Annotated in this window: 12 protein-coding genes; all 12 read left to right on the top strand. The window is 39.2% G+C overall.

Features of this window, described 5'->3' with window-relative positions; genetic code table 11:
• Positions 1-36: 36 nt before the first annotated feature.
• A complete protein-coding gene (locus CVT17_RS06500; RefSeq protein WP_107698297.1) occupies positions 37-1,983 on the top strand; it encodes a TonB-dependent receptor domain-containing protein in 1,947 nt (648 codons plus the stop codon).
• A 1-nt stretch (position 1,984) separates the two neighbouring features.
• The gene (locus tag CVT17_RS06495; RefSeq protein WP_107698298.1) at positions 1,985-3,082 is read left to right on the top strand and encodes a PepSY-associated TM helix domain-containing protein; all 1,098 of its coding nucleotides are present in this window, start codon (positions 1,985-1,987) and stop codon (positions 3,080-3,082) included.
• A gap of 63 nt (positions 3,083-3,145) precedes the next feature.
• Positions 3,146-3,610, top strand: coding sequence for an RNA pyrophosphohydrolase (locus CVT17_RS06490; protein WP_021091471.1), 465 nt, complete (start codon positions 3,146-3,148; stop codon positions 3,608-3,610).
• Positions 3,610-4,812 carry an aspartate kinase gene (locus CVT17_RS06485; protein WP_107770131.1) on the top strand — a complete coding sequence of 401 codons (1,203 nt, stop codon included), beginning with the start codon at positions 3,610-3,612 and terminating at the stop codon, positions 4,810-4,812. Before CVT17_RS06490 ends, CVT17_RS06485 begins: the two co-directional genes overlap by 1 nt.
• A complete protein-coding gene (locus tag CVT17_RS06480) occupies positions 4,812-5,354 on the top strand; it encodes a HobA family DNA replication regulator (protein WP_072594585.1) in 543 nt (180 codons plus the stop codon). Before CVT17_RS06485 ends, CVT17_RS06480 begins: the two co-directional genes overlap by 1 nt.
• Positions 5,355-5,975 carry a DNA polymerase III subunit delta' gene (locus CVT17_RS06475; RefSeq protein WP_107770132.1) on the top strand — a complete coding sequence of 207 codons (621 nt, stop codon included), beginning with the start codon at positions 5,355-5,357 and terminating at the stop codon, positions 5,973-5,975.
• Positions 5,972-7,111 carry a dihydropteroate synthase gene (gene folP / locus CVT17_RS06470; protein WP_107858891.1) on the top strand — a complete coding sequence of 380 codons (1,140 nt, stop codon included), beginning with the start codon at positions 5,972-5,974 and terminating at the stop codon, positions 7,109-7,111. The genes CVT17_RS06475 and folP overlap by 4 nt, the downstream gene beginning before the upstream one ends.
• Positions 7,112-7,193: 82 nt before the next feature.
• Positions 7,194-7,538 (top strand): NADAR family protein, encoded by a 345-nt coding sequence (locus CVT17_RS06465; protein ID WP_230853276.1) that lies wholly within the window; start codon positions 7,194-7,196, stop codon positions 7,536-7,538.
• A 41-nt stretch (positions 7,539-7,579) separates the two neighbouring features.
• Entirely contained in the window at positions 7,580-9,523 is a 1,944-nt protein-coding gene (ligA, locus tag CVT17_RS06460) for an NAD-dependent DNA ligase LigA (RefSeq protein ID WP_107858892.1), read from the top strand.
• Positions 9,513-10,226, top strand: a complete 714-nt coding sequence (gene tlyA, locus CVT17_RS06455) for a 23S rRNA (cytidine-2'-O)-methyltransferase TlyA (protein ID WP_107858893.1) — start codon at positions 9,513-9,515, stop codon at positions 10,224-10,226. The genes ligA and tlyA overlap by 11 nt, the downstream gene beginning before the upstream one ends.
• On the top strand, positions 10,192-11,085 hold the full coding sequence (locus CVT17_RS06450; RefSeq protein ID WP_107858894.1) for a bifunctional riboflavin kinase/FAD synthetase: 894 nt from the start codon (positions 10,192-10,194) through the stop codon (positions 11,083-11,085). The genes tlyA and CVT17_RS06450 overlap by 35 nt, the downstream gene beginning before the upstream one ends.
• On the top strand, positions 11,082-11,786 hold the full coding sequence (gene cmoA, locus CVT17_RS06445) for a carboxy-S-adenosyl-L-methionine synthase CmoA (RefSeq protein ID WP_107858895.1): 705 nt from the start codon (positions 11,082-11,084) through the stop codon (positions 11,784-11,786). Before CVT17_RS06450 ends, cmoA begins: the two co-directional genes overlap by 4 nt.
• Positions 11,787-11,931: the final 145 nt, after the last annotated feature.

Here is an 11,931-nt window from a genome sequence, read left to right as displayed (position 1 = left end):
AGTAAAATGTGCATTAAATTTTTATAAGGAGTTTTTGTGAAAAGTGCATTAAAAATTTCTATTTGTGCGGCAATTTTTATAAATTTACCGCTTTTTGCAAATGAAGATAAGGTTCTACCAGAGGTTAAAGTAGTGAGTGCAACAGGATTTGAGCAAAATATCAAAGACGCACCAGCAACGCTTAGCGTTATAACTAAAGAGGCATTAGAAAAGAAAAATCATAAAGATATCGAGAGCATGACAAAGGATATCCCAAGTCTTTTTGGGACGACTCCAGAAGCGGCAAATAGACGAGGAATTTCTATACGTGGATTCTCTCCAAGATTTACTAAAATTTTAGTAAATGGCATGCCAGTACCAGGTGATAACGCCTATAAAGGCCTTAGAAGCGTTGGAGGCTCATATAGTTTTATTCCGCCAGCAAGTGCGATAAGCCGTATCGAAGTGATACGTGGACCTATGAGCTCGCTTTATGGAAGTGACGCACTAGGCGGAGTTATAAATATTATTACAGATGAGTTTAGTAATGAATTTGGCGCAAATCTTGGCTCAAGCTATAAATTTGCTAGAAATAAAAATATAAGCGGTGAGTTTTACAACAGCCTTTATTTGCACTCTGGACTAATTGACGATGTTTTAAGTGTTTCTGTTTATGGTAAAAATTTAAATAAATCAGAAGATAAAATTTCTTACGCAAATAGAGAGCAAAAGGATAGAAATTTTGGTGCGAAGCTATTTTTGAAGCCAAATGAAAATAATGATATTACGCTTGAGCTTGCAAGAAGCGATGTAAAATATAAAAGAACTAAAGGCAAAACACTATCAACTGGTACCAACTCAGTTGCTAGTGAGAGGATAAAGGGCGATGTGATAAATTTAAGCCACGAAGCAAGGCTTGATAATATCTTGCTTCAAAGCTATTTATCTTATGGCAAGATAAAAGAGATAGCACAACAAAATTTGACACTAAAGACTCTAAATTTTGATACAAAAGGCTCATATTTTACTGATAATAACGCCTTTACCTTAGGACTAAATGCTAAAAGAGAAAAGCTAGATGAAAAGGCAACCACAGCGGACGCTGCGAATGTAAAGAGGTATGATGTTTCACTTTACGGCGAGGATGACTATCATCTTACAAAAGACTTTATCTTAAGCACAGGTATTCGCTATAACTACGATGAGAACTATGGCTCGCACGTTTCACCAAGAATTTATGGTATCTATAACTTAAATGACTTTTTTGCTCTAAAAGGCGGAGTTAGCACAGGTTATGCGACACCTGATATCAAGCAGCGCACGCAAGATCTTGCTTTGCCATTTGCCGGAGGACGCGGAGCACAGCTTGGTAGAAGCAGCCTTAAGCCAGAGACAAGCGTAAGTTATGAATTTGGTGGCGTTTATAATAATAATGAAGGTTTTGAAACATCTTTAACTGGCTTTTACACAAGTTTTAAAGATATGTTAAGTTACAGACCTATCTGCTCAAGAGGCAGTGTTTGCAGGCATAAAGGCAAAATTTATCCAAATGGTATTTGGGAGAGTATAAATATCGGTAAGGCTGAAATTTACGGAGTTGAGCTAACAAATGAGTGGCAGGTGACAAATGCTCTTAGACTAAATCAAAGCTATGTTTATACAAAATCAAAACAAAAAGATGGATCAGAAGTTGGCAAAAGCTTAAACAACTACCCGCTTCATACATTTAAATTTGGAGCAAACTACGAGCTAAATAGATGGCTAAATTTCTGGTCACAGATAAATTATTATGGTAGAACTAAAAACTCATTTAGCTATGCTGATGATATGAGAGCTTACGTTATCGCAGATCTTGGCATAAACTACAATGTAACTAAAAATTTCAGCCTAAACTTAAGCGTTTATAATCTATTTAACGAGTTTTTTACGACAAGATCAGGCAGATATGATGTTTTGATAGTTGATGGACAAAAGATCGAACTTGGCTTTAATTTGAAGTTCTAAAATGTTTAAAATTTGGCGGAAATTTCACTTAATTTTAGCTCTTATCTTTGCTTTGCCACTTTTGATAATCTCAATTAGTGGAGCGATTATTTCGTATCACGATGAGATAATTGAAGCTTTTAGTAAAGATGAGATAGACATAGCAACTAATAAAAGTGCTTTAAAAATAGATGAAATTTTAAAGGTCTTTAGTAAGACTTGGCCAAATTTTAACCTTAGTTATATAAAGATAAAAGGCGAGGCAAATAGAGCTTATGTGGTAAGCGGCACAAGCGAGAGTGGCGAGTTTAAGTCGTTCTTTGTAGATCCTTATACGGGTGAGGTAGTCTCTGAAAATAGCGTGGAAAAATTTATAGGGCTAGCTCTAAATTTACATAAAAATCTAGGGCTAGCTCTATTTAAAAATGAAAATTTATCTAAATTCGCAAGCGAGATAGTGGCGATTTCAACGCTTGCACTACTTGCGATTTTATTAACTGGAGCGTTTATACAATTTTGGAGATTTAGAAGCAAATTTATTAGCGCCTTTAAGCTAAATCTAAAGGCAAAGAAATTTGCATTTTTATATTCGTTGCATGGATTTTTAGGGCTTTATTTGGGGGCCATTTTGCTTATTATCTGTGTTAGCGGTCTATACTTTTCTTATGAGAGCTTTGCTAAGGTTATAAATCAAATTTGTGGCGAAGAGAAGGTCTTTAAAAAGCCAAATTTTACTAGCAAAAATGGCTTTAGCCTAAATGAAAAGCAAAAGGTAGAAAATCTTCATAAAGCTTATGAAATTTTTACCTTAAAATTTGGAAATGAGTTTGATGCTTTAAATTTTATCCTCAATAAAGACGGCGTAAAATTTATGATCTTTTACTTGCCAAAAGGCGCTAGTGAGAGTGATGGCGTTAGACTTGCGGTCGATACGGCAAGTGGAGAAATTTTAAAAAACACCATGCCAAAATCTTTTGAAATTTATAAATTTATGCTTGATTTGCACGCTGGATATACATTCAAAGAGGCTGGAAAATTTATCTTTTTTATGGCTTCTTGTGGAGTTGGCGTGCTACTTTTTAGCGGCTGTGTGATTTACTACAAACGGCGTAAAAAGTAGTTTTATTTATCTATCTCTTAACTCTTTTTAGTTATTATCCCAAATAAAATTTTTGGAAAAATCATGCAAAAAAAATACAGACCAAATGTGGCAGCTGTTATTTTGTCTAGCTTGTATCCATTTAAATGTGAAATTTTAGTCGCAAAAAGGGTGGATATGGACGATATTTGGCAGTTTCCTCAAGGCGGAATAGACGAAGGTGAGAGTCCAAAGCAGGCCTTAAAAAGGGAGCTTAAAGAAGAGATCGGAACTGATAAAATCGATATCTTAGATGAGTATCCGCAGTGGCTAAGCTACGACTTTCCAGCAAATGCGGCAAAGAAATTTTATCCATTTGATGGACAGACGCAAAAATATTTTTTGGTTAGACTTAAAAATGGTGCCAGCATAAATTTAAAGACAGAGCATCCAGAGTTTAGCGAGTATAAATTTGTAGATTTTGGTAGAAGTTTAGAGGGAATAAATCACTTTAAAAAGCCTATTTATGAAAAGGTTTTGAGTTATTTTAAAGAGAAAGGATATTTTTGATGTTGATCGTTCAAAAATTTGGCGGAACTAGCGTAGGAACACTTGAACGCATCGAAGCTGTGGCAAATAGAGTCATTGAGACAAAAAATAGCGGTGCAGACGTAGTTGTGGTAGTTTCTGCGATGAGCGGAGTTACAAATCAATTGGTTGAATATAGTGAGTATTTTTCAAAACATCCAGATGGCGTCGCCACTGATATGCTTTTAAGCTCTGGAGAGCAAGTAACGACCGCGCTTTTAACGATCGCACTTAATGCAAAAGGCTATGCGTGTGTAGGTATGACAGGTGCGATGGCAGGCATAATTACTGATGATATTCATACAAAAGCAAGGATCGAAAGGATAGAGACTGCTAGGCTAAAAGCCGAGCTAAAAGCTGGCAAAATCGTAGTTGTGGCTGGCTTTCAAGGTATAGATGAAAAAGGTAATATCACAACCCTTGGTAGAGGCGGCAGTGATCTTAGTGCAGTTGCATTAGCAGGGGCGCTTGATGCTGATCTATGCGAAATTTTTACCGATGTTGATGGCGTTTATACGACAGATCCAAGGATAGAAAAAAAGGCAAAAAAACTTGAGAAGATAAGCTATGATGAGATGCTAGAGCTCGCTTCTGCTGGCGCAAAGGTACTACAAAATCGCTCAGTAGAGCTAGCAAAAAAACTAAATGTAAAACTCATTACAAGAAGTAGTTTTAATCACAACGAAGGTACATTAATAGCAAAGGAAGATGACAATATGGAAGCAGTTTTAGTAAGCGGAATAGCACTAGATAAAAATCAAGCAAGAGTAACACTAAGAGGCGTAGTTGATAAGCCTGGCATCGCAGCAGAAATTTTTACGGCTCTTGCTCATGAAAACATAAACGTAGATATGATAATCCAAAACGTAGGACATGACGGCACTACAAATTTAGGCTTTACAGTGCCACAAAATGAGCTTGAGATAGCAAAAGAGACTATGCAAAAGCTCTCAGCTGCAAAACATATAGAATTTGATGACGCGATCGTAAAAGTTTCAGTTATTGGCGTCGGCATGAAAAGCCATAGCGGCGTAGCATGTTTGGCATTTGAAACGCTTGCAAAAGAGGGTATAAATATCCAAATGATCTCAACAAGCGAGATAAAAATTTCAATGATCGTTGATCAAAAATATGGCGAGCTAGCGGTTCGCGTACTTCATGATGCTTATAAGCTAGATAAATAATGCAAGATTTTATTCAGTGGACGCTAAAGGCTATTAGGGACGAAGGCCCTTTGATGAGCTGGATGGAGGAAAGGCGTGTCGAATGGACGCCTTTGCTCGCATCTAGGCTTAAATTTTTACTTGAAGGAAGGGCTTTTATAACTATAAGCGATGAAGAACGAAGATGGTTTGAAATTTATCTTTTAAAAAAGATGAACCATTCAAAAAGTATAAGGCCATTTTTGCCATTTTTTAGCCTAAGATCGCTTTATCCATCGCTTGATGAGATAGAGACAAATGAACAAAAGCAGCTTCTAAAAGATATGCTAAGTCTTGCTTTTCCAAACGGATACTTGTTTTTTTATATCGGAAAGAGCCTTGATAGATATGCGAATTTAGCCAAAAGTGATGAGGATAGTTATATGTGGCTATTTGACGAGCAGGCGCAAAACAGCTTTACTCTTAGCTCGAGCGATGAAAATTTAGACGTTAAACTAATAAGCCTTTGCAAAATTTTTGATAAAAGCATTGATGCAGCGCTTTTTGCTAAGGTGATACTCTAAATGCTTAATAAAATCGTCGTTACAAGCGATTTTGAAAGTTTAAAAGCCAAGCTTGAAAGCGAGTTTGGCATAAATAATTTAAGATTTTTTATAAGCGATGATTTTTTGCTAGAAAATGCAAAGGAGGTCATCGCAGAAGCTTACATTGCCGAAAAAGATGAAAAAATTTTAGTAATAAATGCTAATTCTTTTAGGACAGAGGCTCAAAATGCACTTTTAAAGATCATTGAAGAACCTCCAAGAAATATCAAATTTATAATAGTAACGCAGAGTAAAAATTTACTTCTACCAACGGTTAGATCAAGAATGCTCATAGAAAATAATTTAATCAAAAAGCCAAAAGTAACCCTTGATCTAAATTTAAAAACACTTAGCTTAAAAGAGCTAACAAGCTTTATCGATCAAAAGATCGCAGATGAGCAAGCTCAGAAATTTGGCAAAAACGAGTTAAAAGAGCTTGTTGGTATTATCGTGACAAAGGCGGTTGATAGTGGGTATAAATTTAGCGGCGATGAGATGGATTATTTTTTCTCGCTTATCAAGCTTGCGGATCTAAATGCCAAGTCTCACGCCGTACTAACGCCACTGCTGCTTACTATATTTCAAAAAGGACGACGTTGAAATTTTATAAGATAAATAACAAAAGTGACTTTGATGAAATTTGCAAAGCTATCTCGCCAAGCCCTGCTGGTACGAAGCTCATGCATGAAAAGAGCGAGATAAATTTTATTTTTATAGATGAGATAAAAACCCCAGCGGCAAATATCCTAAAGCAAGATGCCCTAAGCGTTGGAGCTGAGCTTGTGACGCATAAAGATACGATTTTGGGTAAGCAGAGTCTAAATAAAGCCTTGCTAATGGCGACAAATGCGCAGCTTAGGCAGCTAGCTAAAAAAGAGAAGTTGCAAGACTTTGGACTTAAAAATTTAGCAGCCTTTTTAGAGACAAAATTTATAAAGCCCGCAAAGCCTCTTATAATGGGCGTTGCAAATATAAACACAGATAGCTTTAACGAGCAAAGCCGCATAAATACTCAAAATGGCATAGCAAAGATTGAAAGTATGATCGAAGCAGGTGCAGACTACATCGACCTTGGTGGCGTTAGCTCAAGGCCAGGGAGCGAGTACTGCGGACGTGAAGAGGAATTTAGGCGCATAAAAGATATCGTGGAGGAAATTTATAAGCTAAATTTACATGAAAGGGCGAAATTTAGCCTTGATAGCTTTGATCCTTATTGCCTTGAATTTGCCCTAAGTCATGGCTTTAAAATGATAAATGACATCACTGCAAACGCCTCACTTGCCACGCTTGCGGCGCGATATGACGCTGAGTTTTGTATGATGCATATGCAAGGCGATCCTGCGACTATGCAGGTCGCACCAAAATATAACGACTTAATCGGCGAGATAGCAGACTTTTTTGAGCGAAAGATAGCCCTAGCAAAGGAGCTTGGCGCCAAAAAGCTAGTGCTTGATGTGGGTATTGGCTTTGGCAAGACGGCTGAACAAAATTTGCTGCTTATTAAGCATTTGGAGCATTTTTTGAAATTTGAGTGCCCGCTATTAGTTGGTGCGAGCCGCAAATCAGTCATAAATCACTACCACCCAAGCGAGGTCAAAGACCGCTTGCCAGGCTCGCTTTATCTGCATCTAAAAGCCTTCGAAAACGGCGCGCAGATCATAAGAACGCACGATGTAGCCGAGCACAAGCAGCTTTTTAATATGCACGAGGCGATGAAGCAAACCACGCTTTGGTAGAGTGCAAGGCTAAAAAGGCTGAATGCTTTGGCGATAAAGAGGCTCTGCGGCACAAATTCTATCCGCTAAAGATCCAGTGCAGATGAAGGCGCTTGGTAGGCAGGTGCGAGGCTTTGACGCTAAGGTCTGGGATGAGATCAAATTTGGCGGCGTGCTAAATGCGAGTTATCTAAAATTTAGCCAAAATACCCCTTTGCGAGACTTTTTGATCCAAACTGGGAGTAAAGTTTTAGTTGAGGCAAGCCCAGTTGATAAAATTTGGGGCATAGGTTTAGCCGCAAGCGATGAAAATGCGCAAAATCCTATGAAGTGGAGAGGGCAAAATTTACTTGGCTTTGCGCTGATGAGAGCGAGGGATGAGATAGCAAAGGTCTATAAAAATGTCCATCTTTTTGATACGAGAGAGCTAAAATTGGATCATTTATAAAGTATGTTTAAGATAAAATGCGGTGTAAATTTGGAGCAAAAATGACAAAACAAGAGTACGAAAAAGCGGTAGATACGCTAAATGCGTGGGCAAAGGCCTACTACGACGAGGATGAGCCACTTGCAAGTGACGAGGAGTATGACGCGCTATATCACGCTGTGCTTGATTATGAGCAGACAAATCCAAGCGAAATTTCTATCTTTTCACCTACAAAACGCGTGGGCGGCACCGTAAAAGAGGGCTTTAGCAAGGCTAATCACATCAAACGCATGTGGAGTATGGAAGATATTTTTGATCTAGCCGAGCTTGATGCGTGGCTAAAGCGTGGCGAGAAAGAAGATTTGGTCTTTGTTGCTGAGCCAAAATTTGATGGAGCGAGCTTAAATTTGCTTTATGAAAACGGCGTTTTGGTTAGGGCGATTACTAGGGGTGATGGCATTACAGGCGAAGACGTGACGCAAAATGCAAAGACGATAAATTCTGTTTTAAAGAGCATTAACTACAAAGGGCTGATTGAAATCAGGGGCGAAGTCGTTATAAGAAAAGAAGACTTTGAGCTGCTAAACGCAGAGCGAGCAAAAGAGGGCGAGGCACCGCTTTCAAACCCTAGAAATGCAGCTGCCGGAAGCCTAAGACAGCTTGATAGTGCGGTGACTGCTAAAAGAAAGCTACTTTTTATACCTTGGGGCGTGGGCGAGCATACTCTTGGGCTAAAAGATCACAGCGAGGTGATGAAATTTGTGCGTGATCTTGGCTTTGAAAGAGATGATTTTTTTAAAATTTTAACAAAAGATGAGCTTGAGGCTGCATACAACGAGCTTTTGGCAAATCGTGACTCAAAGAGCGTGATGATGGATGGCATGGTGATACGCGTAAACGACCTTACACGCTGCGAAGAGCTGGGCTATACGGTCAAATTTCCAAAATTTATGGTGGCGTTTAAATTTCCAGCCATTGAAAAGGTGACTAGACTAAAAGATGTCGCACTTCAAGTTGGCAGAAGCGGTGTAGTAACGCCTGTTGGCGTACTTGATGAGGTAAACATAGACGGCGCCAACGTAAAATCAGCCACGCTTCATAACTTTGATGAAATAGAGCGCCTTGGCGTTATGAAAAACGACTATATCGGCATCATCCGCTCAGGAGACGTCATTCCAAAGATAACAAAAGTTTATAAAGATAGGCGAGATGGCAGCGAGCAGGCGATAGAGAGGCCTAAATTTTGCCCAGTTTGCGGCTCGCACTTGCTTGATGAGGGAGCGTTTTTGAAGTGCCAAAATTTAAGCTGTAGGGCAAGAGTGGTTGGCTCAATAATTCACTACGCATCGAAAAAATGCCTAAATATAGACGGCCTTGGTGATGCGATCGTAAATTTGCTATTTGACAAGGGGTTAATTGCCTGCATAAAAGACATTTACGGCCTTAAATTTGATGATCTCATGGTGCTTGAGGGCTTTAAAGAGAAAAAGGTAAATAACCTTTTAAATGCTATTGAAGCTAGCAAAGGTGCAGAGCTATCGCGCTTTATCACGGGGCTTGGCTGCGAGCACATCGGCGAAGTAGCGGCTAAAAAGCTAGCAAGTAGCTTTGGGCTGGGCTGGCTTGACGCTAGCTTTGAAGAGCTAACCTCGCTTGAGGGCTTTGGCGTGGAGATGGCAAATAGTCTAATTGATTTTGCCGAGGTAAATAGAGCAGAAATTTTAGCTCTTAGCCAGATCGTGCAGCCAAGCGTGGCGCAGGTGCAAAGCGTCTCAAACGCGCTAAGTGGCAAAACGGTCGTGATAACTGGCACGCTAAGTCGCCCAAGAGATGAGATAAAGGCCGAGCTTGAGAGTTTTGGCGCAAAGGTTTCAAACTCAGTTTCTAAAAAAACGGACTTTGTCTTAGCTGGCGAGGAGGCTGGCAGTAAGCTTGATAAAGCAAATGAGCTAGGCGTGCGAGTGATCGATGAGAGCGAATATGAGAGGCTAAAACTTGAGGTTTGATAACTACGTCGCAAGCGTTTTAAACATAAGCAGAAACAAGGCGAGTGAGCTCATTAAATCTGGCAAGGTGCTAACAAATGGCGAAATTTGCACTAAGGTTTCAAGCGAGGTTAGCGAAGCTAAAATTTCGCTGCTTGATGAAATTTATGTTGGGCGAGGGGCACTTAAGCTAAAGAGCTTTTTGGAATCGATGAAATTTGATCTAGCTGGCAAAAATGCGCTTGATATAGGTAGCTCGACTGGTGGCTTTATGCAAATTTTGCTTGAGCGTGGCGTAAAAAGCGTGACTGGTGTGGATGTGGGCACTGATCAACTTGACGTTAACCTAAGAAGCGATGATCGAGTAAAAATTTATGAGAAAACTGACGTCAGGGAGTTTGCAAAAGAGAATTTAAACAAATTTGATCTAATAACTTGCGATGTTAGCTTTATCTCTTTAGCTGAAATTTTGCCTGCCATTTGTGAGCTAGCAAGTGAAAATTCGCTCATTATCACGCTTTTTAAGCCACAATTTGAAGTGGGTGTTGGCGTAAAACGAAATAAAAAAGGCGTCGTCACTGATATGAAAGCTATAAATTTAGCGATGAAGAGATTTGAAGTGATGGCTAATGGCTTAGGATTTAAAATGATAGCTTGCAAAGAGTGCGAAGTAAAAGGGAAAGAGGGAAATGCCGAATTTTTCTACGCTTTTAACAAAAGATAACATCACTGCCGTTGCGATCGGGCACTTTGACGGCGTGCATAGAGGGCATAAACAGCTTTTAAAGCAGCTTGGCGAGTTTGGCGGACTTGTCGTGATCGATAAAAATAAAGCCAACATCACGCCAAAGCTAAAGCGAGCGGAGTACTCAAACTATCCTTGCTTTTTGTATGATTTTGACACTATTAAAGGGCTTAGCGGCGAGGAATTTATCGCACTTTTAAAACATGATTTTAAAAATTTAAAAAAGATTGTTGTTGGATTTGATTTTAGATTTGGTAGAAATAGAGCGTGGGACAAGCACGATCTGAAAAGAATTTTTGATGGCGAGGTAGTGGTCGTTGATGAGGTTTGTTATGACGGCATGGGCGTGCATAGCTCGGCCATTAGGGAGCTGATACGCCAAGGAAATATCCATGAGGCAAACAGGCTAATAGGCAGGGAGTACTCAATCGAGGGCAACGTGATAAAAGGGCAGGGCATCGGTGCAAAGGAGCTAGTTGCAACGCTAAATTTGGATGTAAAAAACTATCTGTTGCCTAAAGACGGCGTGTATGCCACAAGAACTAGGATAGGCTCATATACCTACGGCTCGGTCACATTTATAGGCAATAGGCTTAGTACAGATGGAAATTTTAGCGTCGAGACACACATATTAGACGAGGTTGCGCCAAAAGTGACGAAGCACGTCGCCGTTTGCTTCATAAAACGTTTGCGCGATAATAAGAAATTTAACTCTCTTAGCGAGCTAAAAGAGCAGATAAAACGCGATATAAACGAAGCTAGGCAGTGTGTGGGCGTGTGCGATCTTTTTTTTGGAGAGACGATGAGATACTTTGACGGATATGGAGCTGGTATATGAGAGATGAAATTTTTAAAGAGCCTATAAGCAAGCAGTTTGAGTTTGATGACTTTGTGGCGAGCGTTTTTGATGATATGATATCGCGCTCGGTGCCGTTTTACGACGTTAGTTCAAATTTAAACGCAAAGTTGCTTGCTAAAATTTTGCCAAAATCAGCAAAAGTGTGCGACCTTGGCTGCTCTACGGCAAATAGTCTGCTTTTGCTAAACAACCTTAGAAACGATCTCGTGTTAAGCGGTGTGGATAACTCTGAGGCGATGCTAGCAAATGCAAAAAACAAGGCAAAAGCTTATGGAGCTGATATAGAGTTTATCTTGGATGACATTTTAGAGTGCGAGCTAGAGGGCTTTGACGCAGTTTTGGCAAACTACACTTTGCAGTTTATCAGACCGCCAAAAAGGGCTGATCTAGTGCAAAAAATTTATAACGGACTAAATGAAAATGGAGTTTTTTTGTTTAGTGAAAAGATCATCTTTGAAGATAAAAAGCTTACTAAAAGCGTCATAGAAATTTACGAGGACTACAAGCAGGCACAAGGCTACTCACGCTATGAGATCGCTCAAAAAAGAGAGGCGCTTGAAAATGTGTTGGTGCCATATACCGAAGAAGAAAATAGTAATTTAGTCCTAAATGCTGGCTTTAAGCGTGTCGAGAGCACATTTAAATGGGGAAATTTTATGAGTTTTTTGTCGTTTAAATAAATTTAAAAATATCTGCTTTTGTATTTAAATATAAAATTTAACCACAAATAGTGAAGTTAAAATTTAGATTTTTTGGCTTCGCAATGTCAAAATTTTTGGATTATGAAATTTGGTAGTAAAGAAATTTAGCGGGAGTTACCCGCTA

Source organism: Campylobacter concisus (assembly GCF_003048775.2).
Lineage (GTDB): Bacteria > Campylobacterota > Campylobacteria > Campylobacterales > Campylobacteraceae > Campylobacter_A > Campylobacter_A concisus_I.
The sequence above is the reverse complement of the archived record's forward strand: the minus strand, read 5'-3'. Positions and strand labels throughout refer to the sequence as shown.

What these genes read in the sequence shown, in the direction of transcription:
- CVT17_RS06485 (WP_107770131.1), top strand. Translation starts at nt 3,610, where the DNA reads ATGTTGATCGTTCAAAAATTTGGCGGAACTAGCGTAGGAACACTTGAA.
- CVT17_RS06490 (WP_021091471.1), top strand. Translation starts at nt 3,146, where the DNA reads ATGCAAAAAAAATACAGACCAAATGTGGCAGCTGTTATTTTGTCTAGC.
- cmoA (WP_107858895.1), top strand. Translation starts at nt 11,082, where the DNA reads ATGAGAGATGAAATTTTTAAAGAGCCTATAAGCAAGCAGTTTGAGTTT.
- CVT17_RS06450 (WP_107858894.1), top strand. Translation starts at nt 10,192, where the DNA reads ATGCCGAATTTTTCTACGCTTTTAACAAAAGATAACATCACTGCCGTT.
- ligA (WP_107858892.1), top strand. Translation starts at nt 7,580, where the DNA reads ATGACAAAACAAGAGTACGAAAAAGCGGTAGATACGCTAAATGCGTGG.
- CVT17_RS06465 (WP_230853276.1), top strand. Translation starts at nt 7,194, where the DNA reads ATGAAGGCGCTTGGTAGGCAGGTGCGAGGCTTTGACGCTAAGGTCTGG.
- CVT17_RS06475 (WP_107770132.1), top strand. Translation starts at nt 5,355, where the DNA reads ATGCTTAATAAAATCGTCGTTACAAGCGATTTTGAAAGTTTAAAAGCC.
- CVT17_RS06495 (WP_107698298.1), top strand. Translation starts at nt 1,985, where the DNA reads ATGTTTAAAATTTGGCGGAAATTTCACTTAATTTTAGCTCTTATCTTT.
- CVT17_RS06480 (WP_072594585.1), top strand. Translation starts at nt 4,812, where the DNA reads ATGCAAGATTTTATTCAGTGGACGCTAAAGGCTATTAGGGACGAAGGC.